Annotated in this window: 22 protein-coding genes; 10 read left to right on the plus strand and 12 right to left on the minus strand. The window is 70.0% G+C overall.

What is annotated here, in order from left to right; translation table 11 throughout:
- Window positions 1-52: 52 nt before the first annotated feature.
- The 4 genes from CFN78_RS12835 to CFN78_RS12850 are packed head-to-tail and all read left to right on the plus strand — an operon-like array spanning window position 53 to window position 2,161.
- A complete protein-coding gene (locus CFN78_RS12835; protein ID WP_133116338.1) occupies window positions 53-394 on the plus strand; it encodes a hypothetical protein in 342 nt (113 codons plus the stop codon).
- Window positions 395-398: 4 nt separating this feature from the next.
- On the plus strand, window positions 399-911 hold the full coding sequence (locus CFN78_RS12840) for an RNA polymerase sigma factor (RefSeq protein WP_094863007.1): 513 nt from the start codon (window positions 399-401) through the stop codon (window positions 909-911).
- The gene (locus CFN78_RS12845; protein WP_094863008.1) at window positions 908-1,804 is read left to right on the plus strand and encodes a VOC family protein; all 897 of its coding nucleotides are present in this window, start codon (window positions 908-910) and stop codon (window positions 1,802-1,804) included. The genes CFN78_RS12840 and CFN78_RS12845 overlap by 4 nt, the downstream gene beginning before the upstream one ends.
- Window positions 1,805-1,810: 6 nt before the next feature.
- Window positions 1,811-2,161, plus strand: a complete 351-nt coding sequence (locus tag CFN78_RS12850; protein WP_094863009.1) for a VOC family protein — start codon at window positions 1,811-1,813, stop codon at window positions 2,159-2,161.
- Here the strand turns inward: CFN78_RS12850 and CFN78_RS12855 are convergent.
- From CFN78_RS12855 to CFN78_RS12870, 4 genes are all read right to left on the minus strand, one after another.
- Window positions 2,145-2,429 carry a hypothetical protein gene (locus CFN78_RS12855; RefSeq protein WP_094863010.1) on the minus strand — a complete coding sequence of 95 codons (285 nt, stop codon included), beginning with the start codon at window positions 2,427-2,429 and terminating at the stop codon, window positions 2,145-2,147. The genes CFN78_RS12850 and CFN78_RS12855 overlap by 17 nt on opposite strands.
- A gap of 111 nt (window positions 2,430-2,540) precedes the next feature.
- Window positions 2,541-2,990, minus strand: coding sequence for an anthrone oxygenase family protein (locus tag CFN78_RS12860; RefSeq protein WP_094863011.1), 450 nt, complete (start codon window positions 2,988-2,990; stop codon window positions 2,541-2,543).
- Entirely contained in the window at window positions 2,987-4,756 is a 1,770-nt protein-coding gene (locus CFN78_RS12865) for a gamma-glutamyltransferase family protein (protein WP_094863012.1), read from the minus strand. Before CFN78_RS12865 ends, CFN78_RS12860 begins: the two co-directional genes overlap by 4 nt.
- 54 nt (window positions 4,757-4,810) lie before the next feature.
- Window positions 4,811-6,112, minus strand: a complete 1,302-nt coding sequence (locus tag CFN78_RS12870) for a UDP-glucose dehydrogenase family protein (protein WP_094863013.1) — start codon at window positions 6,110-6,112, stop codon at window positions 4,811-4,813.
- 200 nt (window positions 6,113-6,312) lie between these two features.
- Here CFN78_RS12870 and CFN78_RS12875 point away from each other — a divergent pair, with 200 nt between their 5' ends.
- Window positions 6,313-7,071 carry an SDR family NAD(P)-dependent oxidoreductase gene (locus CFN78_RS12875; RefSeq protein WP_094863014.1) on the plus strand — a complete coding sequence of 253 codons (759 nt, stop codon included), beginning with the start codon at window positions 6,313-6,315 and terminating at the stop codon, window positions 7,069-7,071.
- Between the two features lie 208 nt (window positions 7,072-7,279).
- On the opposite strand, the gene CFN78_RS12880 is transcribed toward CFN78_RS12875, so the two are convergent.
- Window positions 7,280-8,917, minus strand: coding sequence for a TM0106 family RecB-like putative nuclease (locus CFN78_RS12880; protein ID WP_094863015.1), 1,638 nt, complete (start codon window positions 8,915-8,917; stop codon window positions 7,280-7,282).
- 109 nt (window positions 8,918-9,026) lie between these two features.
- Between CFN78_RS12880 and CFN78_RS29775 the strand changes: the two genes are divergently transcribed.
- Window positions 9,027-9,698, plus strand: coding sequence for a DUF6474 family protein (locus tag CFN78_RS29775; RefSeq protein WP_240519429.1), 672 nt, complete (start codon window positions 9,027-9,029; stop codon window positions 9,696-9,698).
- Between the two features lie 84 nt (window positions 9,699-9,782).
- Here CFN78_RS29775 and CFN78_RS12890 read toward each other — a convergent pair whose 3' ends face one another.
- Genes CFN78_RS12890 through CFN78_RS12910 form a run of 5 tightly spaced genes read right to left on the minus strand, consistent with a single transcriptional unit; the run spans window position 9,783 to window position 15,111 of the window.
- The gene (locus CFN78_RS12890; RefSeq protein WP_094863016.1) at window positions 9,783-10,781 is read right to left on the minus strand and encodes a glycine betaine ABC transporter substrate-binding protein; all 999 of its coding nucleotides are present in this window, start codon (window positions 10,779-10,781) and stop codon (window positions 9,783-9,785) included.
- Window positions 10,778-11,560, minus strand: coding sequence for an ABC transporter permease (locus tag CFN78_RS12895; protein ID WP_094863017.1), 783 nt, complete (start codon window positions 11,558-11,560; stop codon window positions 10,778-10,780). The genes CFN78_RS12890 and CFN78_RS12895 overlap by 4 nt, the downstream gene beginning before the upstream one ends.
- Window positions 11,557-12,744 (minus strand): ATP-binding cassette domain-containing protein, encoded by a 1,188-nt coding sequence (locus CFN78_RS12900; RefSeq protein ID WP_094863018.1) that lies wholly within the window; start codon window positions 12,742-12,744, stop codon window positions 11,557-11,559. Before CFN78_RS12900 ends, CFN78_RS12895 begins: the two co-directional genes overlap by 4 nt.
- Window positions 12,731-13,378, minus strand: coding sequence for an ABC transporter permease (locus CFN78_RS12905; RefSeq protein ID WP_094863019.1), 648 nt, complete (start codon window positions 13,376-13,378; stop codon window positions 12,731-12,733). The genes CFN78_RS12900 and CFN78_RS12905 overlap by 14 nt, the downstream gene beginning before the upstream one ends.
- Complete coding sequence (locus tag CFN78_RS12910; RefSeq protein ID WP_094863020.1) at window positions 13,375-15,111, minus strand: BCCT family transporter; 1,737 nt, start codon at window positions 15,109-15,111, stop codon at window positions 13,375-13,377. The genes CFN78_RS12905 and CFN78_RS12910 overlap by 4 nt, the downstream gene beginning before the upstream one ends.
- Window positions 15,112-15,414: 303 nt before the next feature.
- On the opposite strand from CFN78_RS12910, the gene CFN78_RS12915 reads away from it, so the two are divergent.
- From CFN78_RS12915 to CFN78_RS12930, 4 genes are all read left to right on the plus strand, one after another.
- Window positions 15,415-15,954 carry a hypothetical protein gene (locus CFN78_RS12915; protein ID WP_094863021.1) on the plus strand — a complete coding sequence of 180 codons (540 nt, stop codon included), beginning with the start codon at window positions 15,415-15,417 and terminating at the stop codon, window positions 15,952-15,954.
- Between the two features lie 80 nt (window positions 15,955-16,034).
- Complete coding sequence (locus tag CFN78_RS12920) at window positions 16,035-16,793, plus strand: YcnI family copper-binding membrane protein (RefSeq protein WP_094863022.1); 759 nt, start codon at window positions 16,035-16,037, stop codon at window positions 16,791-16,793.
- On the plus strand, window positions 16,790-17,338 hold the full coding sequence (locus CFN78_RS12925) for a copper resistance CopC family protein (protein ID WP_094863023.1): 549 nt from the start codon (window positions 16,790-16,792) through the stop codon (window positions 17,336-17,338). Before CFN78_RS12920 ends, CFN78_RS12925 begins: the two co-directional genes overlap by 4 nt.
- Window positions 17,335-18,357 (plus strand): copper resistance D family protein, encoded by a 1,023-nt coding sequence (locus CFN78_RS12930; RefSeq protein WP_094863024.1) that lies wholly within the window; start codon window positions 17,335-17,337, stop codon window positions 18,355-18,357. The genes CFN78_RS12925 and CFN78_RS12930 overlap by 4 nt, the downstream gene beginning before the upstream one ends.
- 187 nt (window positions 18,358-18,544) lie before the next feature.
- Here the strand turns inward: CFN78_RS12930 and CFN78_RS12935 are convergent, their stop codons facing one another.
- Both CFN78_RS12935 and CFN78_RS12940 read right to left on the minus strand, forming a co-directional pair.
- Complete coding sequence (locus CFN78_RS12935) at window positions 18,545-19,432, minus strand: aminoglycoside phosphotransferase family protein (protein WP_094863025.1); 888 nt, start codon at window positions 19,430-19,432, stop codon at window positions 18,545-18,547.
- A 20-nt stretch (window positions 19,433-19,452) separates the two neighbouring features.
- Window positions 19,453-20,772 (minus strand): helix-turn-helix transcriptional regulator, encoded by a 1,320-nt coding sequence (locus CFN78_RS12940; RefSeq protein ID WP_205660516.1) that lies wholly within the window; start codon window positions 20,770-20,772, stop codon window positions 19,453-19,455.
- Window positions 20,773-20,969: the final 197 nt, after the last annotated feature.

Here is a 20,969-nt window from a genome sequence, read left to right on the forward strand (position 1 = left end):
ACGACTCCGCGCGACCCGCACGACGTCCTCACGGAACTCACGGGGATAGGGCTTGGGCACAGCGACATCCTTCCAGCCTGCACATCAGCAAGCGATCTCAGATGTCACAGATCCCTTCAGCAGCCCCGAACGGGTACACCGCTTCACCGAACACGTCGACGACATGGGTTTCTGCCTGGAACACAAGGAAAGCCGCCGGGAGAACTGGCTGGTGCGGTACACCCGCGCCTGCGCCGAGGACTACCTCGGACGAGTGGCCGCGCCGTGCGGGACCTGGGTGGTGAGCGTCTACCGGACGGGTGGGCAACGACGGCACCTGGTGACCATCCGGATGAACCGGCGAAAAGAAGTCGCGCCGGACCCGTCGGAGAAGACAGTCCCCGTACGACGATGAGGGTATGAGCGAGCCACGGGTACGTCCGGACCCGGCGTTCGCGCTGCTCGGGATGTACGACGCGGCGTTGCCGGAGGTGTACGGCTACCTGCTGTCCCGGTGCGGAAATCGCACGCTGGCGGAGGAGCTGACCTCGGAGACCTTCCTCGGTGCCGTGTCCGGCGCCCGCAAACCGGGCGTCGAGGTGAGCGTCGGCTGGCTGATCGGGATCGCCCGGCACAAGCTGGTCGACCATTGGCGTCGCCGGGAACGCGAGGAACGCGGCCTGCGGCTGGTACACGACACCGAGCCGGAGTCGGACGATCCGTGGGACACCGAACTGGACGCGCTGCTCGCCCGGCAGGTGCTGGCCCGGCTGGGCCCGCACCACCGGGCGGCGCTGACCCTGCGCTACCTGGACGGTCTCGGCGTCGCCGAGGTCGCCGAACACCTGGGCCGGACGCTCCATGCGACGGAGGCCTTGCTGGTGCGGGCGCGGTCCGCATTCCGCCGTGAGTACGAGGGAGGGCAGCGATGACTGGTCCGTACGACAACTTCGACGCCCTCCACAGGCCCGCGCACGCGATCGAACCCGACCCGGAATTCGCGTCGGCGTTGAAGGAACGACTGCGTGCCGAACTGCTGACCGGAGGAGACATGACGACCACCGAGATTTCCGCCCGTATGCACGCCCTGACGCCGTACCTGGTGGTCACCGACGCACGGGCGGCCATCGAGTTCTACGTCGAGGTGTTCGGCGCGAGCAGACGAGCCGAACCGATCGTGATGCCGGACGGCAAGGTCGGCCACGCCGAGGTGGCGATCGGCGACTCGGTGCTGATGATGGCCGAGGAGTTCCCGGAGATGGGCAACACGGTCGCCCCCTCGGGCGGACCGCTCATCCGGGTCGAGGTGTCCGATGTGGACAGAGTGATCGCGCGGGCGGGTGCCCGGGGCGTGGAAGTCGACGACCGCGGCGACACCGGGCACGGCCGCTCGGTCTCGATGCGCGACCCCTTCGGCCAGCGCTGGCTCATCGCGCAGGCACCGCCGCCGTCCACGGACGGCACGCCGGGCATCCGGCACGGCGAGGCCGGGTACTTCACCTTCCAGGTCCCGGACGACACCGCCGCGAAGGCGTTCTACGGTGCCGTGCTCGGCTGGCAGTTCTCCCCCGGCAGCGTCGAGGGCGGCTGGGCCGTCGAGGGCAACGGCGTGCAGGGTGGCCTGTGGGGCGGACCGGGCCGTCAGGTCGGCTGGAAGCTGATGTACGCCGTGGACGACCTAGCGGCCGCGCTGGAACGGGTACGCGCGCACGGCGGCACGGCGGGCGAGCCGGAGCGTCAGCCCTACGGACTCAGCGCCGACTGCGCGGACGACCAGGGCATCGAGTTCTGGCTGTGGGAACAGCCCGCGAACCCCGGGGCGTGATCGAACATGCTGAAGGTCGGATCGATCGTGATGGGCGTGTCGGACGTACGGCGGGCGACCGCGTTCTGGACCGAAGCGCTCGGGTACGTCCCGCGTGCGGACGCGGACGACACCTGGGCGCTGCTCTCCCCCGCGTCCGGGGCGGGCCCGAACGTCTCGCTCGACCTGTCCGAGACACCGTGGCAGGAACGTCCCCGGGTGCATCTGGACCTCTACTCCGACGACCAGGCCGCCGAGGTGGAGCGACTGCTCGGCCTCGGCGCGTCCACAGTGGACTGGGAGTACCCGTCGGACGCGGACTTCGTGGTGCTGGCCGACACCGAAGGCAACCGCTTCTGTGTCATCGCCCCTGGCTGAGCAGCGCCAGGTGATCGGCGTGCGGGCCGTCATGGTTCGGGTTGCGCAGTCCGGTGCTGGCCCAGTCGCGCTCGCGGACGCCGGGCGGCGCCACCGGCAGCGGTGCGGCGAGGTCGACGCCGTAACCATGCTGTCCGGCGGGGTCGACCGTCCGCAGGTCGAGGTCGCCGGGCGGGGTGCCGATACCGTTCGCGAGCAGGCCGGCCTCGGGCACGTCGAGGGTGAACGCCGCCCAGCCGCCCGCGAACTCGCGGACCCGGACGGCCACCTCCCGGCCGTCGACGCGCCAGGAGCACCGAGGCCACGCCCGGTGCTCCCGTGGTCCACCGGCAGCTCCTTCGGCGCGAACGGCGTGCCGCCGGCCCGTTTGGAGGTCCACTTACCGAGAGTTCCTGTTCACGGCCAGCGCGCCGCCCGCCGCCAGCAGGCGGACGGCGTTCAACCGGTACCAGCGGCGCAGCAGCGCGTCCCGCTCCGCCTCGGACACCGGCGGGCCGGCCACGAACAGCCGGAGGTTCACCGCCCGCACCAGATACGCCGTCAGCAGCGCACCGGTGACGGTGGCGCCGGCGGAGGTGGCCAGCCGGGGGCGATCGGCGGGAACGTCCCAGCCGGTGACCGTCGCGGCCAGCGTCACCGCGACCGTGACCGGAGCGGCGGGCAGGTAGTACCGCACCGGGCTGCCCTTCGCGAACGGCGACGAGGGCTTGGGATCCGCCCGGGCCAGACTGTCCGGCAACCGCACGACCGCCTCGTACAGGTTGCCGAAGAACCAGTGCGCCTGCCCGATCCGGGCGGCGGTGAGCAGTCGTCTCGTCCGCGCTCTCATCGCCCCACAGCGTAGCCCTGCATCCCGCGGGCGTTGGCCGCCGCGCGCAGGATCCCGGTGGCCGGATCGCGCGACACGGCCGACAGCCTGCCCAGCGCCCACGGCCCCGCGTCGACGACCCGGTGACCACGTGCGGTCAGTTCGTCCATTGTGGACTCACCGAGCCGGGACTCCACCACGATCTCCCTCGGCTCCCAGGAGCGCGGGTAGAAGGAGCTGGGGAACGCCGTCGTGTGCCAGGCGGGAGCGTCGATCGCCTGCTGGAGGTTCAGCCCGGCGACGGTGTGCGCCAGCCAGAAGCACACCTGCCACTGGTCCTGCTGGTCACCACCCGGCGTGCCGAAGGCAATCACCGGCTCCCCGTCGCGCAGCGCCATCGACGGCGAGAGCGTGATCCGGGGCCGCTTGCCGGGCGCCAGCGTGTTCGGCAGACCCTTCTCCAGCCAGAACATCTGCGCCCGCGAGTCCAGGCAGAAGCCCAGCTCCGGGATCGCCGGGCTGGACTGCAGCCAGCCGCCGGACGGGGTCGCCGAGACCATGTTCCCGGCCGCGTCCACCACGTCGATGTGCACCGTGTCGCCGCGGGTCTGCCCAGTCGGCCCGACGGTCGGCTCCCCGATCGCGCCCGAGGCGGGCTGCACGCCGCGCAGCTCGCCGAGGATCCGGGGCAGCCGGCCGTCGAGTCCGGGGCGCAGCTCGGCGCTCGCCTCGTCCCCGATCAAGGCCCGGCGCGCGGCGATGTAGTCCGCCGACAGCAGGCGGTCCAGCGGCACCTCGGTGTCGCCGTACCAGGCCTCCCGGTCGGCGAAGGCCAGCTTCGCCGCCTCCACGGCCAGGTGCACGGTCCGTGCGCTCGGCACACCATCCACATAGGACAATTCGTCACGGAAGCCGTCCAGCAGCAGCAGTTGCTGCGCCAGTGCGGGCCCCTGCGTCCAGCCGCCGCACTTCACCAGGCCCCAGTCGCCGAACTCGGTGACCAGCGCGTCCTCGTAGGTCGCCTCCCAGCTCGCCAGATCGTCGCCGGTCAGCAGGCCCGCGTGGTCCCGGCCGGAGTCGTCGCGGAACGCCTGCCTGGAGAAGACGTCCACCGCCTCCGCGACGAAGCCGCGCGACCAGGCTCGGCGGGCGGCGTCGAGCTGCGCCTCCCGGCCGGACACCGACTCCGCCTCGGCGAGCAGCCGTCCCCAGGTGCGGGCGAGCGCCGGGTTGCGGTGCAGCGTCCCGGCCACCGGTGGCACGCCACCCGGCAGCCACAGTTCCGCCGAACCGGGCCAGTGGTCGGCGAACAACCCGGCGACGGTGGCGATGGTGGCGGCCACCCGGTCCAGCACCGGCACCCCGCGCTCGGCGTAGGAGATCGCGTACTTCAGCACCTCGCGCAACGACTTCGTGCCGTGGTCGCGCAGCAGGAGCAGCCAGCCGTCCCAGGCTCCCGGGACCGTGCCGGGCAGCAGGCCGCTGCCCGGGATGAGGTCGAGGCCGAGGTCGGCGAAGTGCTCGGGGGTCGCGGCGGCCGGGGCGACGCCCTGTCCGCACAGCACCCTCGGCGTGCGATCGGCCGCGGTGACGAAGATGGCGGGCACCTGCCCGGCGGGACCGTTCAGGTGCGGTTCGGCCACCTGCAGCACGAACCCGGCGGCCGCCGCGGCGTCGAAGGCGTTGCCCCCGTCCTCCAGGACGGCCATGCCCGCCGAGGAAGCCAGCCAGTGCGTCGACGCCACCATGCCGTGGGTGCCGGCGAGTTCCGGCCTCGTGGTGAACATGCGCCAGATCGTACGCTTTGCTAACTACATCCGCCGCGATCCGCCGAGACGGTCTCAGGCGGGGGCGTGCACGCGGGGGCGCGGACGGCCGAGGCCCTGCCAGCACAGGCCCGCGTCCAGCACCGCCGCGGGGTCGAGCAGGTTACGGGCGTCCACCACCGACTCGCCCGCCATCAGCTCCGCCACGAACGGCCAGTCCAGCCGCCGGAACTCAGCCCACTCGGTCAGCACCACGATCGCGTCGGCCCCCTTCGCCGCGCGGTAGGCGTCGTCCACCACCGACATGCCCGGCAACGGCCCGCCGATCGCCGGGTCGTACGCCGTCACCTCGGCACCGTGCGCACCCAGCACCGAGGCGACGCCCAGCGCAGGCGAATCGCGCAGGTCGTTCGTCCCCGCCTTGAACGCCAGCCCCAGCACGCCGATCCGGCTGCCCGCCAGCGTGCCGCCGACCGCCCCGGCCACCTTCGCGACGATCCGGTCCCGCTGCCGCAGGTTCTCCTCCGCCGCCGCCGCGAGCAGGCCGAAGTCGAAGCCCGCCGACTCCGCGAAGCGCAGCATCGCGCCGGTGTCCTTCGGCAGGCAGGAGCCGCCCCAGCCCGGCCCCGGTGTCAGGTACGCGCCGCCGATGCGCCGGTCGTACCCCATCCCCTCGGTCACCTTGAACACGTCCGCACCCACCCGCTCGCAGAGTTCGGCGATCGAGTTCACGTACGACAGCTTCACCGCGAGAAAGCAGTTCGCGGCGTACTTGACCAGCTCCGCGCTGGCCGCGTCCATCACCACCACCGGCGCGGGCACGTCCTCGTACAGGGCGGCCACCCGGCGCGCGGCGGCCTCGTCGTCCGAGCCGACCACGATGCGTTCCGGGCCGAGGAAGTCCGCCACCGCGGTGCCCTCGCGCAGGAACTCCGGGTTCGACACCACGGCGACGTCAGGGCGGCACAGCGCGCGGGCGATCCGCGCGGACGTGCCCACCGGCACGGTCGACTTGGTGACCAGCGCGCTCCCCGGCGGCAGCACCTCGCGGATCTCCGCGGTCGCCGCTTCGACCGCGCGCAGGTCGGCCGCACCGCCGGAGCCCATCGGCGTCGGCACGCACAGGAACACCGCGTCCGCGTCCCGGACGGCCTCTCCGGCGCCGACGACGAAGCGCAACCGCCGGGTACTCAGCCCGCGCGTCACCAGCCCCGCCAGATCCGGCTCCAGGATGTCCACCCGGCCCGCCGCCAGCCGCGCGACCTTTGCCTCGTCCACGTCCACACAGGTCACCTGGTGGCCGAGCCCGGCAAGGCAGGCCCCGGTGGTCAGCCCCACGTATCCGGTCCCGACAACCACGATCCGAGCAGCGATCATGGCAGGAAACGGTGCCAGCCGGAGTTGGCCGGAACGCGAACGAGAACCGTCCCGTCCGGGTACTCCGCGCGACGGACCGGCGAGTGAGCGAGCACACCGGCGACGGCCGCGCGAACGAGCGTTAACCTGTCCGAGGATCAACGGCGCTCACCGCGCGGGCGCGACACGGTTCCCCGGCGCGGTCAGGAAGGAACGCACACATGCAGATCACCGACACCGCGGCCATCGTCACCGGAGGCGCTTCCGGCCTCGGCGGGGCGACGACCGCGGCGCTGGCCGCCAAGGGCGCCCGCGTCTTCGCCCTCGACCTGGCCGCGTCGATCGAGAAGGCCGAGCAGCTCGACGGCGTCACCTACGTCGAGGCCGACGTCACCGTCGCGGACCAGGTGCGGTCCGCCGTCGAGCACGCCGCCGGCTCCGGCGTCCCGCTGCGCACGGTGGTCAACTGCGCGGGCATCGGCCCGTCCGCCCGGATCCTGTCCCGCAAGGGCGCCCACGATCTCGACCTGTTCCGCAAGGTCGTCGAGATCAACCTGATCGGCACGTTCAACGTCGTCACCCTCGCCGCCGAGGCGATCGCGAAGACGGAACCGCTCGCCGACGACGCCCGCGGCGTCATCATCAACACCGCGTCCGCCGCCGCCTACGACGGGCAGATCGGCCAGGTCGCTTACGCCGCGTCGAAGGGCGGCATCGTGGGGATGAACCTGCCCGCCGCGCGTGATCTCGCCTCGCAGGGCATCCGGGTGATGACGATCGCGCCCGGCATCATCGACACCCCGATGCTCGCCACCGTCAGCGACGAGTTCCGCGCCGGGCTGGCGGCGGGCATCCCGTTCCCGAAGCGTCTCGGCCGCCCGGACGAGTTCGCGCAGCTCGCCCTCGGCATCGTCGAGCACGACTACCTCAACGGCGAGGTCATCCGGATGGACGGCTCGCTGCGCATGGCACCACGCTGACCGGTCACCCCGGCCGCTTGTTACCACAGCCACCGCTCACGCACCGTTCGATCAGCGCTCCGCCACCCGATCCGGTGCACGAAAACGCAATATGTCGACGAATTGCGGGGCCGGCGACCGCAATATGGCGACGTATTGCGATGCCTTGTGCACGAGGTATCGCAATATGTCGCCATATTGCGGGCCTTGGCGGGGAGGGAGGGCGGGGTCAGAGGTCGTGCATGTAGGGGACGTCGGTCATCGCGCGGTCGGTCATCCACTCGCGCAGCACGCTGGTGGCCCGCACGTCGTCCTCGTTGTAGCGCAGCAGACGCAGCCGCTGGGCGGCGTCCGGCTCGCCGCCGTCCATCCCGACGGCGTCGCGGTACCAGCCCATCGACGCCTCGCCGCCCGCCTCGGGGTCACGCCAGCGGAACCCGGCGGCCGGGGCGATCACCTTCAGTCCCTTGCCCTGCGCACACAGGAACTGCTCCGAGACCAGCTGGAAAAGGTCCACCCACTCCTCGGATTCCACAAAGGACCGGACCTCGGCGCGGGAGGGAATTCCGTCCATCCCGGCGAACCGCTCCACCGAGCCGTACAGCCACCGGTTCTCGGCAAGCGCGTTGTAGCAGTAGGCGCGGAACGTCAGCCCCGCCTGCTCGGTGCGCTCCCGTACCTCGGTGAACCAGGACCAGAACCGGGCGAACGAACGGGCCTCGTCCGGCGTCGGTAACGGCTCCCAGGTGGAGAACTCGTGGTAGCCGTGCGGAATCCCGACGTCGGCGCCGGAGAGCAGGCAGCCCCACATGTACGCCCCGGAGTCGCCGAAGCTCTCCATGTCGACGTCCACCTCGACATCGCCGCGCGGTACCTCGGTGCGCACGACCCGGCGCACCACGGTCAGATCCGCCAGCCACGCCCTGGCCAGGATCACCGAGTCGGTGAACGAGTTCGACGTCCACTGCATCGGCGGTTCGTCCGCCGGATCCATCGCCGCCAGATGGTCCACAGTGGACACACCCAGCCTGCGCAGCTCCATCGCGTCCTCGCCACGTACCACCAGGCTGACGTCGCGCTTCGCCTTCAGCTCCGCCTCGCACACCGGCCACCACGGGCACCGGCGGCACTCCAGGATGCGCGAGGGCTCGGCCAGCGGTTCCGCACCCGAGGCGGCCGCGCGGGCGATGGCGATCCGGTCGGCGAAACGCCTGTCGTACTCGGCCATCGCCGTGCTGCCGCCCGGCCAGGTCGGCGCGTCCAGGTCGTGCCAGACGACGACGTCCGCGTCCAGCCCGATCACCCCGCCGATCGCGCGCCCCGGCTCGGCGTGTCTCGCCGCCTCCAGCAGTCGCCGCAGATGCGCGAGACGGAGCTGGTCGCGCGGCTGCGACCGGACCTTGCGCTGCGGGTCGGTGAGCGCGTGCGCCGGATCCAGATCGGTCATCGGCGTGGTGCGGGCCCCGGCGCCCCGGTCGGAGATGCGATGCCGAACCACCAGCACCGGCACGTAACCCCGCGGAGTGCGCACCAGCAGTTCGGAGTGCCCCCGCCTGCCCGCGGCCAGGTCGGCGGACAGCACCGCCCCGGAGATCAGGTCGACGCCCTCGGCCAGCGCCCGTTCGGTGGCCACACCGCGCGCCCCGGTGGGCAGGTCGCGGGGCACGGTCACCCAGCTCCCCGCCGTCGCCCCGGCCAGCCGCTGGGCGATGTCCGCACGGTGCGCCGCCGCGTCCGCGATGCGCTGCTCGGTGGCCGGATCGAGTGGGCGTGGCGGCGTCTCCCGCATCGAGTCGTCGTGTTCGAGGTGCACCCGACGCCGGCAGCGGGTCACCGCCCCGGCATCCAGCAGCACCTCGGAACTCACCCCACCACTCTAGGAGCATGCCCCGACACCCCCACCGGCCCCGCCGACATGCCCGTCGCCCGGCGGAGCAGTAGGTTTGACGGCGACGAACCACGGAGGTGCAGGCCGGATGACGCGCAAGAACGCAGAGGACGACCACTCGCTGCCAGGGCTCGCGGGCGAGACCGTGGATGCCGTGGCGCACGTGGCCGGATCGAAAGCCGCCAAGAAGGCGGAGAAGCGGGCCGACAAGGACGAGAAGAAGTCCGTCAAGCAGGCGAAGAAGGATGCCAAGAAGGCGGTGAAGAAGGCGCGCAAGAAGGGCGAGCCCGTCGGCGACGTCACGGTCAGCGCCTCGTCCGCGGACGCCCCCAAGTTCACCCCGAAGCGCGCCCGCAACGCCGTGGGCGTGGCGAAGGTGCTGGCACCGGCCGTGATCCCGATCCTGGCGCCGTACGCGGTGCGCGCGGCCGGGGCAGCCAGGGAGAGCTACGACCGCGTCCAGGCGCGCAAGCTGGGCGTCGGCGTGGACTCGCTCGGCGAGTTCAGCGGCAAGGGCGCCGCGGTGCACGCCCGGATCTCCGGGCTCGCGACCGGCCTGTCCGAACTGCGCAAGTCGGAGAAGGCGACCGCGGACGACACGGCGTTCGCGGACAAGGGCGACTCCACGCTGCGCCAGCTCGCGGCGACCATCCGCGCCTCCGAGCGGATGCCAGGCGCCCGTCGCAAGGCCGCGCACAAGGCCGTCGCGGCCGAACTCGACCGCCTCGAGGACCAGCTTCTCGGCCGCCTCGGCGTCTGAGACCAGCGCCGGAGACCACGAACGCGAAACGGGGCCCGTCACCGATTCGGTGACGGGCCCCGTTCGTCGTGCGGTAGCTGCCGGTCAGGAAGCCTGCACGGTGCTGTCCGGGGACTTCACGAAGCCCTTCGACACCATCCAGTCCAGCGCCACGTCACCGGGATCGCGCCCGTCGACGTCCACCTGCTTGCACAGCTCGATCATCTGCGTGTTGTCCATCGCCTGGCCGAGCGGCTCCAGCACGCCCCGGATCTCCGGGTGCTGCTCGAGGAACTCGGTACGCAGCGTCGCGGCCGCGTTGTACTGCGGGAAGAACTTCTTGTCGTCCTCCAGCACCTTCAGGTTCAGCCCGGCGATACGGCCGTCCGTCGTGAAGATCTCGCCGAACTGACAGGTGCCGCTGGCGACCGCCGCGTAGATGGCGCCCGTACCGAACTGCTTGATCTCGCCCGAGGGGAAGCCGTACGTCTGCTGCACACCGGGGAACCCGTCCTGCCTGCTGACGAATTCGGTTTCCAGGCAGAACACGGCCTCGGCCGGGTTCTGCTTGAGGAACTCCGTCATGTCGGAGGTGGTGTTCAGGCCGTTCTTCTCGGCGTACTCCGCCGTGGTGGCGAAGGCGTACGTGTTGTTGACGGGCGAGTAGTCGAGCCAGGTGATGCCGTTCTGCTCCTGGTCCGCCTTGTTCACCGCGTCGTACTGCTGCTGCTCGTCCGGGATCGGCTTCTCGTTGCCCTGGTAGGAGATCCAGCCGGTGCCGGTGTACTCCCAGGTGACATCGGTCTGCCCGGCCTCGAGTGCCTGCCGGGAACTGTTGGAGCCCTTGATGTCGGTGAGGTCGGTGACCTCGGCACCGGCCGCCGACAACGCGATCTCCGCCATGTAGCCCAGCAGAATGTTCTCGGTGAAGTCCTTGGACCCCACCGTGATCTCGACGCCCTCCAGCGCCGGCACGGCTGCGATCGACCCCGGCTCGATCTGGAACGGGATCGACGCGTTGGTCTCCAGCCCGCAGGCGGTCAGCGAGAACCCCGCCAGCGTGACGGCGAGAGCCGCCTTGACACGTTTCGTCCTGGTGCTCATCGCAGTCCCTTCGGTCCGAGGTACTGCTCGGCGACCGCACCGAGCCAGTCCACCAGCAGTGCCAGGCCGACGGCCAGCACCGAACCGGTGATCAGCACCTTGGGCAGGTTGAGCTTGTAGCCCGTGTCGATCATGGTGCCGAGCCCGCCACCGTTGACGAACACCGCGAACGTCGCGGTACCCACCGCAAGCACCAGCGAGGTCCGCAGACCCGCCAGCACCAGCGGGATGGCCAGTGGGAACTCGATCCGGCGCAGCACCGAACCGGCCGACATGCCGATACCCCGGCCGGCGTCGATCAGCGAGGGATCGACCTGTTCGAGGCCGACCATCGTGTTCCGCAGCACCGGCAGCAGCGAGTAGAACGCCAGCGGGAAGACGACGATCCAGAAGCCACCCGTCGCGCCGGTGACCAGGAAGAACAGCACCAGTACACCCAATGCGGGCGCCGCCTGGCCGATGTTCGCGATGGCCAGGAACAACGGTGCGAACTTCTTGCCCGCCGGGCGCGTCAGCGCCACGCCCAGCGGTACGGCCACCAGCACCACGATCGCCGAGACGACGACGGTGATCACCAGGTGCTCCCAGAGCGCCTGGAAGATCGCCGAGGCGTTCAGCGTCTCCTTCTCGGTCTCCTTCAGCTCACTGCCGAACGCCCAGAGCAGCACCGCGGCGATGATCACCACGACCGCGGCGGGCTGGGCGAGCAGCCTTACCCGTTCGGCCCGCTTCGAGCTCGATCCGGCGGACAACCCGGTGTCGACGTCGGTGGTGCTCATGCGTCACTGCCGGCGTGATCGTCCGCGTGCTCCTGACGGAGCTGCTGGATCGTCGCGATGACGGTGTCCAGGTCGATCATGCCGGCGTACTCGCCACGCGAACCGGTGACCGGAACGCTGCCGCCCTCGGCGAGCATCGCCTCCAGCGCGTCCTGCAGCGTGGACTGGGTGCTCACCATGTCCAGCAACGGCTTGCCCGCGGTCCGCAACGACGTCGCCGCACCGAGCTGGCGGGTGTTCACCCACCGGATCGGACGCTGACGGTCGTCGAGCACCAGGACGAAGCTGCCGCGCGCACGGGCCGCCTGCTCCTTCGCCGTGGACACCGAGTCGTTGACCGACACGGTGATGTCCGGCTTGGACAGTTCGACGTCGCGCACCCGCAGCAATGTGAGCTGCTTGAGCGAGGCACCGGCCCCGACGAAACCCGCGACCGTGTCGTTGGCCGGGTTGGCCAGGATCGCGTCCGGGGTGTCGTACTGCATGATCGTGGACTGGTCGCCCAGCACCGCGATCTTGTCGCCCAGCTTCACGGCCTCGTCGAAGTCGTGCGTGACGAAGACGATCGTCTTGCGCAACTCCGTCTGCAGGCGCAGCAGCTCGTCCTGGAGGTTTCCCCGGGTGATCGGGTCAACCGCACCGAACGGCTCGTCCATCAGCAGCACCGGCGGGTCCGCGGCGAGCGCGCGGGCCACACCCACGCGCTGCTGCTGACCGCCGGAGAGCTGACGCGGGTACCGGCCGTGGAAGTCGCCGGCGTCCAGGCCGACGAGATCCATCATCTCCTCGACCTTGTCGTCGATCCGCTTCTTGTCCCAGCCGAGCAGGCCCGGCACCACGCCGATGTTCTGCGCGACGGTGAAGTGCGGGAACAGCCCGGCCTGCTGGATCGCGTAACCGACCTTGCGGCGCAAGGTGTCGGCGTTGAGGGACAGCGCGTCCTCGCCACCGATGGTGATCTTGCCGGAGGTCGGCTCGATCAACCGGTTGATCATCCGCATCGTCGTGGTCTTACCGCAGCCCGAAGGGCCCACGAAGATCACGATCTGCCCGGCGGGAACGGTCATGGTGAACTCGTTCACCGCGGGTTCCCGGGTGCCCGGGTACCGCTTCGTCACCTGGTCGAGCTGAATCTCGACGCCGGAAACGGCCTTGTTGTTTTCAGTTGTCTCAGCCACGGACACCCCTCGAGACGGTGATGCGAGCGATCAGTGCGTAGATGCCTTCCAGCACCAGTGCCAGGATGACGACGCCGAGCGTGCCGGCGAGGGCCTGGTTCGTAGCGTTGGCGCTGCCCGCCCGCGTCAGCCCGGAGAAGACCTCCGAGCCCAGGCCGGGGCCCTTGGCGTAGGCGGCGATGACGGCGATACCCATCAGCATCTGGGTGGCCACGCGCATGCCGGCCAGGATGGCCGGCCAGGCGAGCCGGAGCTCGACCCTGGTCAGCACTCCGAACCGGTTCATCCCGATTCCCTTTGCCGCGTCGCTGATCGCCGGGTCGACCCCGCCCAGCCCGACGATCGTGTTGCGCACGATCGGCAGGAGGGCGTAGAGCACCAGCGCCACCACGGTGGGGCCGGTGCCGAGGCCGATCACCGGGATCAGCAGACCCAGCAAGGCGAACGACGGAATGGTCAGGATCGTGCTGGCCAACGCCGTGGCCACCGCCGATCCGATCGGACTCCGATACACCGCGACACCGATGAGCACTCCGATGACGGCGGCGATGATCGTGCACTGCACGACGGCACTGACGTGGAGGAGGCTCTCCAGCGAGAGCTTGCTCCACCGGTCCGCGATGTACTCGAAGAGGTTCACGACTTGCGACCTCGCCTGGTGAGCTTGTCCTTGAGCCGATCCTGCTTGCGCTCCTCGTGCAGCTCACGCAACGAATTCATCATCGCGTCCTCCTGCTTCATCAACGGGTCGTCCCGAAGGTCCTTCCACAGTGAGACGCACAGCGCGACCATCACCACGACGAACGGCACCGCGATGAGAATCGTCAGATCTCGCAGGCCCTTCAGTCCGTCGTCACCGCCGACCAGGAGCATCACCGCGGCGACCGCACCCATCAGCACACCCCAGAAGATCACGACCTTCTTCTGCGGATGCACGGATCCCTTCTGCGACAGGGTGCCCATCACGACCGAGGCCGCGTCGGCGCCCGAGACGAAGAAGATCGACACCAGTGCCATCACCAGAATCGCGATGGGAATGAACAACGGAAGCGTCTGCAGCAACGAGAACGTCGCCACTTCCTCCCCGCCCGCTCCGGCGATGTCCACGCCGTTGAGCTGACGGTCGATCGCCGCGCCACCGAAGATGGCGAACCAGATCAGGCTGACCACACTCGGCACCGCGATGACGCCGATGATGAACTGCCGGATGGTGCGGCCACGCGAGATGCGGGCGATGAACATGCCGACGAAGGGCGTCCACGAGATCCACCAGGCCCAGTAGAAGACGGTCCAGCCGCCCAACCAGGTCTGCATCTCGTCGCCACCGGTGACACCGGCGCGGCCGGACATCTCGGCGAGCTCACGGAAGTAGTCGCCGATCGCGTTCGGCACCAGGTTCAGGATCAGCACCGTCGGGCCGACGACCAGCACGAAGAACGCCAGCACACCGGCGAGCACCATGTTGATGTTGGACAGCCACTGGATGCCCTTCGCCACACCGGACACGGCGGAGGCGATGAAGGCGACCGTCAGCACGGCGATGATGGCGACCATCAGCAGGCTGCCCGGGTTCTCGATCCAGCCGACCGAGGCCATACCGCCACCGACCTGCAGGGCACCGAGGCCGAGCGAGGCCGCCGAACCGAACAGCGTGGCGAAGATGGCCATGATGTCGATGGCCTTGCCCAGCGGGCCCTCGGTCTTGCGCTTGCCCAGCAGCGGCGCGAACACCGAACTGATGAGCTGGCTGCGGCCCTTGCGGAAGGTGCTGTAGGCGATCGCCAGTCCGACCACGGCGTAGATGGCCCACGGGTGGACCGTCCAGTGGAACAGCGTGGTGGCCATGGCCGTGTGCACGGCCTCGTCGGACCCCGGCGCGTTCGTCCCGGGCGGCGGGCTCGCGAGGTGCGAGACCGGCTCGTAGACACCGAAGAACATGAGGCCGATGCCCATGCCGGCGCTGAACATCATCGCGATCCACGATGAAGTCCGGAACTCCGGCTTCTCCCGGTCGGCACCCAAGGGGATCCGGCCGTACCGGCTGATCGCCAGGCAGAGGGCGAACACGACGAAGCCGGTCGCCACGAGCACGAAGATCCAGCCACCGAACGGGATGACCGCGTTGTTCAGCAGCGTGGAGGACACGTTCGCCAAACTGGTCGGGGAGGAAACACCCCAGATGACGACCACCAGCGCCAGGGCGGCGGCCACCGCGAACACGACCTTGTCGGTCTCGGCAGGCTTGTCGGCCGCCAGCGCAGGTACTTGCTCCTCCTCGTGGTGACCCGACCCGGTCGTGTCGAGCGCATTGGCGTGGCTGTCCTCGACAACCGCGTCCTGCTCAGGTTTTATGTCTTTGGAATCGGTAGACATGCGTACGCGCCGTCGGCGCGACCTCCTTACGACTGATGTAACCCATTCGGTGTAGCAGGATAAACCCCGAGGACCCACCGAGTCGCGATCAGCACTGGCCCCCGTAGCCGTCACTGGTGGAAATAAGCTTCACCATCATCCGAAGATCGGCAACCGCCCCCTCTCGGTGATTTAGCGGTTAACCGGTTCTCAGATTACCTCTGACCTGCAAAGACAACGATTCAGAACCATTTCCGGTAGCGCGGGCCACGTGTGGCAGCCGGGAGGTCACCACACCGGGCAGCGATCCCATACCCTTGCCGGGTGAGCAAGAGGTCCGATGGTCGCGCTGCGTTACGCACAGTACGCGGCTGCCTGCTTGCCATCTCGTCCGCGGGTCTGGGGACCACCGCGCACACTCTCGCCGACGGGGGCCTGCCGAACCTCCCGCTGACGATCCTGCTCACCGCGATCATCGGCTGGACGTCCACGTTCCTTGCCGAGCGCACCCGGGGCGTGCTCGGCATCCTCGCCGTCCTCGCCGCAGGTCAGCTGCTCATGCACGTGGTGCTGACCGAACTCGCCGGGCACGGCCACGCCATCTCGGCCGCCACCGACGGCACGGCGATGACGATGGCCCACGTGCTCGCCACCGGGCTCACCGCCGTGGTGCTGGCCCGCGCCGAGCGTCTGCTGCGACTCGTGGCCGCGACCCTGCGCCTCGTTGTGCCGACCGTCTTCCGGTCACTGCCCGTGCCCGGCCCGCTCGCCCGTCCGGAGCCGAGGAGCCGCGCCGGGCAGGCCCTGATCGAGCTGTACTTCCGTCGCGCGCACGGCGTCCGTGGACCGCCGGTCTTCTCCTGAACCGACGCAATCCACCCAGAGCCGGAGGAATCACAACGGATTCCTCCGGGATTTCATGACTATTTCAGGAGTTTTCCTTCATGACGACACTTCGTGTCTTCCGGCGCGCGGCGTTCACCGCGGTCGTCGTCGGTGCCACCGGCCTGCTCGGCGCGGGCATCGCCTCCGCTCACGTCACCGCCGTCGTCTACGGCGACGAACCGCAGCAGGGCGGCTACGGGGCGATCGTGCTCCGCGTGCCCAACGAGGAAAAGGACGCGGGCACCAACAAGGTCGAGCTGACCGTCAAGCCCGAGTACGCGCTGGGCTCCGTGCGCACCAAGCCGGTCCCCGGCTGGACGGCGGAGGTGGTCAAGACCGCCCTGCCCACCCCGGTCAAGAACGCCAGCGGCACCGACGTCACCGAGGCCGTCACCAAGGTGAGCTGGACGGCGCAGCCCGGCAGCGAGATCAAGGCGGGCAGCAGCGAGTACCAGGAGTTCGAGATCTCCGCCGGTCCGCTGCCCGCCGACGTCGATGAGATGCTGCTGCCCGCCGCGCAGACCTACACCAGCGGCAAGGTCGTCAACTGGGACCAGCCGACCCCGGAGAACGGCGAGGAACCGGACAAGCCGGCCCCGACCGTCACGCTGGCCCCGGCCTCCGGTGATGGCCACGGTCACGGGCACGGCGGGGAGCAGGCGGCCGAGGGCGCGTCCGCGTCCGGCGCGGAAGGCGCGTCCGGCACCGACGAGACCGCCCGCTGGCTCGGCGGTGCCGGGCTGGCGGTCGGCGCGCTCGGGCTGGGCATCGGCGCCGGGGCGACCCTGCGTGCGCGGAAGGCAGGTGCCGGCAAATGAGGCGCGCGGCCGTCGCGGTACTGCTGACCGCGTTCGCACTGCTCGGCCTGGCCGTTCCCGCGTCGGCGCACAACGTGCTGGTGTCCTCGGATCCGGCGGAGAACGCGGCGCTGCCCGCGGCCCCGCCCGTGGTGACGCTGACCTTCGACCAGTACGTGCAGGCGGGCGACTCCAACCAGGTCGCGGTGACCGGCCCGGACGGCAGCCAGTGGGCCGAGGGGCAGATCTCGGTGCGGGGCAACGTCGTCACCGCACCGGTGCGCCCGCTCGGGCCGGCGGGCCAGTACACCGTCGGCTACCGGATCCTGTCCGCCGACGGTCACCCCGTCCCCGGCGAGATCCGGTTCACCCTCACCACGGCGGGCAACGGCACGCCCGCCCCGGCAGACGCGGCGGCCTCCGGCGGAACGGGGACCCAGGCGTCCGAAGCGGACTCCGGCTCCGGCGGCGTCCCGGTGTGGGTGTGGATCGTCGGCGCGGTACTCCTGCTCGGCGTCGGCCTGGTGCTGGCGCTGCGGACCGGTAAGGAGAGCCCGAAGTCATGACCAGGGCCGGGACCACCTCGCACGTCCGCCACTCCACGCTGATCGGTTTCGTCACGGCCGCGCTGCTGGCCACGCTGATCGGGGTGGCACTGACCGCCACCGCGCCCGTCCCGGGCGTCACGGAGGTCAGCGAGGTGGTCTCGGTCGCCATCCCGATCGTCCGGGTGCTGCTGGACATCGCCGCGGTCGTGACGGTCGGGTTGGCGCTGCTGTCCGTGCTGGTCGGTTACGACCGGCCGAAACTGACCGAACCTGTGTTACGGCTTGCCCGGCCCGCCGCCGTCGCGGCCGCGCTGGTCTGGTCGGTGACGGCGTTCGTCGCGCTGATCCTGCAGACGGCCGAGTACCGGCCGCAGCTCGGCACCGTCGGGCCGGGCGACGTGTGGGAGTACGTCGCGGGCGTCGGCGCGGGTAAGGCGCTGCTGATCATCGCCGTGCTGGCACTGGTTCAGGTGTGGCTGGGCGTGTTGTCGCTGCGGCACGGCGAGAAGGTGCCGGCCGAGGTGCGCGTCGGCGTCGGCCTGTTCACGCTGCTGCCGCTGCCCGTCACCGGACACGCCTCGAACTGGGACTTCCACGACTACACGATGATTTCGATGGAGCTGCACGTGATGAGCGCCGTCGCGTGGACCGGCGGGCTCGGCGCGATGGGCGTCCTGCTCGTCGGCAATCGGACGCTACTCGCGCACGCGCTACCGCGGTTCTCCAAGCTCGCCACGCTCTGCCTGCTGCTGTCCACGGCCACCGGGCTGTTCAACGGCATCGTCGAGATCAATCTGAACCCGAACCTCGGCTTCCTGGAGGGCGTGTTCACCACGCCGTACGGGCAGCTCGTCCTGCTGAAACTGACCTGCACGGTGGTGATCGCGATTCTCGGCGCGCACGTCCGCTGGCGTCTGCTGCCGAAGATCGAGGCGCACAAACACACCGCGCTGGCCGCCTGGGCCGCTCTGGAAGTGGCGGTGATGGGGCTGGCTTTCGGCTTCGCCGTGGTGCTCACCCGCGCCCCGGTCTCGTGAGGTTCCCGCTGGCAGTCACGCTACGGAGCTGCAACTTGCACATTTGGCCGCGTCGGTCCACAACCAGAGTGACCAGCCCGGCCGAATTGGTAACGGTGAGAAATGCCGAATCCACAAACGACGAACGGCACGATTCTGTCGCCCAATGCCGCCTTTTCCGGTCCGAAAGTAGGAATGGCGCGGGTCGTCAGCGGTAACGGGACCACGGGGTTCCGGTACGGCCGGCACGCAGATCGTCGAGCCTGCGCATCAGCTCCCCGCGGACGTGCGGCCTGCTCCGCAGGATCGGCAGCACGCTGGTCGTCAACTTGAGTTCCCTGGCCAGCCGTAGCACCGGGTAGCCGTCCCACGCCGTCAGGTCGAAGCCGTACTCGTCGACGAGCATGCGGTACCGGCCCGCCGGGTCCCCGAAACGTTCCCGGCCGACGGCGAGCGGCGTCAGGTCCCACTCCGGCGGCCCCACGCTGGTGGAGTCGAAGTCGCACAGCACCGGACCGTCCGGCCCGACGATCACGTTCCCCGGGTGCGCGTCGCCGTGCACGAGCCCGCGCGGCAACCGGAACTCGAGCCCGGCCAGCGCGCCGTCCACCTGGTCGCAGCGCAGCAGCAGGAAGCGGCGGTCGCCGGGATCGAGTTCCTCGGCGTCGTCGATGCGAGCCCGCACGTCGTCCAGCGGGTTCCACTCCGGCAGACCGTCCGGGACCGGAAGCTCGTGCACGCGGCGTAGCAGAAATGCCAGGTCTGCGGCGGTGGAGCGGCGCTGCGCGGGCACCACCGTCGACCAGGCCGTGGCCACGTGCTCGCCGGCGACGAGCGGCTGCTCGACACCCGGCAGCAGGCGGATGGCCGGGATGCCGTGCTCGGCGAAGTGACGAGCGACGTCGACGACCTTCTCCGCCCGGTGGCGCAGGGTCCGTGAGCCGACGATCCGCACCACCACCGGCGCGGAGGCGAGCGAGTACACGGCGTTGTTGGTGAACCGGATCAGCGTCGCGTCACGCGGGTCGAGGTCGAGCTGGGCGCAGAAGGCGGCCAGGGCGGCATCCAGCTTCTCCCTGGTGAAACGCCCGTCCAAGGTGGGCCGCTCGCCGTCGCTCAGGCCGCGTAGAAGGCGTTGAGACGCTCGGCGAGATCGCGGGCGTCGGCGTTGTTCTTGCGCCGCTCGGCCTCGATCAGCAGGGGCTTCATCCGGTCCTTGACGCGCGCCGACTTGAGCCCGTCCGCCGAGTCCAGCGCGCTGCGGCCGATCTTGGCACCGTGCTCGATGTCGCCGTCGAGCAGGTGGTTCGTGGCGAGCGCGCTCAGGTTGAACGTCTTGCTGCGCGCCATGTCGTCGCCGTAGGAGTCGATCGCCCTGGTCAGCGCTGGAATGGCGTACTTCGTGTGCGAGGGGTCCGCCGTCTGCGCCAGCACCGTGTGCACGGTGCCGATCATCGCGTGGACGTCGGTCTCGTTGAAGAACTTGACCCAGGACTCGGCGTTCTCCAGGTCGGCGCGGGAGAACTCGTCCTTCGTCCGGCCGAGCAGCTTGGTGGCCTGCGTGCTGTTGCCCATCATCGCGTAGGCCCAGGCCTCGTTGGCGCAGAGCACCGCGACGGCCAGCTCGGAGCCGGATTCCTGCGCGGCGATCTGGCCGAGCTGGAAGAGTTTCAGCGCGTCGTCCGGCGCGTTCTGGTGCAGGTAGACGCGGCCCATCCGATACAGGACGTTCGCGACGAGCGGGTGGTTGTCGCCCTGTTTGGCCAGGTCGAGCGCGTTCGCGAAATGCCCGCGCGCCGAATCGACCAGCCCGGTGTCGAACGAGGTCCAGCCGGCCAGGCTGTGCAGGTCGGCCAGCGCCACGTAGAGCCGGTGCTTCACCGGATCGGCGCCGTTCGACTGGAGCATCTGCTGGCCCCAGGAGAGCTGCGCGACCACGGCGTCCCGGCAGAAACCGCCGCCGTACTGGTAGTCGAGTGCGCGCAGGGCCCGCGTCGCGGCCTCCACCTGGCGCACGTCCGTCATGCCGATCCGACCGGGCGCGGGGGTGCGCGCCGGGGATGCGGCCCAGGCCTCCGGAGCGGATCCGAAGACCGCCGCTCCCATCGTGACCTGGGCAGCGTGTGCGAGGAACTTCCGCCTCTTCACGGCCTCGCCCTCCTCTGCCTGCTCGCCGCCGACCGCGCCTGCCGCGCTGACGACCTGTACCGCCGTCGCCTCGTCGTACGCGAGGCCCATGTATCCACGTGGGACACCCAGGCCGTCGGAGATCCTGGCGAGCACGTCGTAGGCCATGACCTGGCGGCCCTTGAGGATCTCCGACACCTCGGACTGCGACTGGCCGGTCATCGCGGCGATCTGCCGCTGCGATATGCCGACCCGGCGGAGCAGCCGGTACACCGTGCTGATCTCCCGGGCCGCCAGCGCATCGCGCATGTCCCGTTCCTCCCACGTGTCAGGAGGGACGGGGTGACCCTTGCGGGTCTCGGAGACCTTGGAGATCTTGCCGATGTCCATTGCGCACCCTCGCAGTCCGTTGGGCGTCGTCGAGAAGAGTAGGCAAACCTCATTCAACCGCGCGAAACCCCGTTTGTGCTGTCTGATCGGCAGGGCCGATATCCGCCGACCGCTTA

Origin of the sequence: Amycolatopsis antarctica (genome assembly GCF_002262875.1) — a bacterium.
In the GTDB taxonomy this organism is placed as follows: Bacteria; Actinomycetota; Actinomycetes; order Mycobacteriales; family Pseudonocardiaceae; genus Amycolatopsis; species Amycolatopsis antarctica.

Coding starts and splice junctions, on each gene's coding strand:
- CFN78_RS12840 (WP_094863007.1), top strand. CDS start 399: ATGAGCGAGCCACGGGTACGTCCGGACCCGGCGTTCGCGCTGCTCGGG.
- CFN78_RS12845 (WP_094863008.1), top strand. CDS start 908: ATGACTGGTCCGTACGACAACTTCGACGCCCTCCACAGGCCCGCGCAC.
- CFN78_RS12850 (WP_094863009.1), top strand. CDS start 1,811: ATGCTGAAGGTCGGATCGATCGTGATGGGCGTGTCGGACGTACGGCGG.
- CFN78_RS12860 (WP_094863011.1), bottom strand. CDS start 2,990: ATGAGAGCGCGGACGAGACGACTGCTCACCGCCGCCCGGATCGGGCAG.
- CFN78_RS12865 (WP_094863012.1), bottom strand. CDS start 4,756: ATGTTCACCACGAGGCCGGAACTCGCCGGCACCCACGGCATGGTGGCG.
- CFN78_RS12870 (WP_094863013.1), bottom strand. CDS start 6,112: ATGATCGCTGCTCGGATCGTGGTTGTCGGGACCGGATACGTGGGGCTG.
- CFN78_RS12875 (WP_094863014.1), top strand. CDS start 6,313: ATGCAGATCACCGACACCGCGGCCATCGTCACCGGAGGCGCTTCCGGC.
- CFN78_RS29775 (WP_240519429.1), top strand. CDS start 9,027: ATGACGCGCAAGAACGCAGAGGACGACCACTCGCTGCCAGGGCTCGCG.
- CFN78_RS12890 (WP_094863016.1), bottom strand. CDS start 10,781: ATGAGCACCAGGACGAAACGTGTCAAGGCGGCTCTCGCCGTCACGCTG.
- CFN78_RS12895 (WP_094863017.1), bottom strand. CDS start 11,560: ATGAGCACCACCGACGTCGACACCGGGTTGTCCGCCGGATCGAGCTCG.
- CFN78_RS12910 (WP_094863020.1), bottom strand. CDS start 15,111: ATGTCTACCGATTCCAAAGACATAAAACCTGAGCAGGACGCGGTTGTC.
- CFN78_RS12920 (WP_094863022.1), top strand. CDS start 16,035: ATGACGACACTTCGTGTCTTCCGGCGCGCGGCGTTCACCGCGGTCGTC.
- CFN78_RS12925 (WP_094863023.1), top strand. CDS start 16,790: ATGAGGCGCGCGGCCGTCGCGGTACTGCTGACCGCGTTCGCACTGCTC.
- CFN78_RS12930 (WP_094863024.1), top strand. CDS start 17,335: ATGACCAGGGCCGGGACCACCTCGCACGTCCGCCACTCCACGCTGATC.
- CFN78_RS12940 (WP_205660516.1), bottom strand. CDS start 20,772: ATGCGCGATGCGCTGGCGGCCCGGGAGATCAGCACGGTGTACCGGCTG.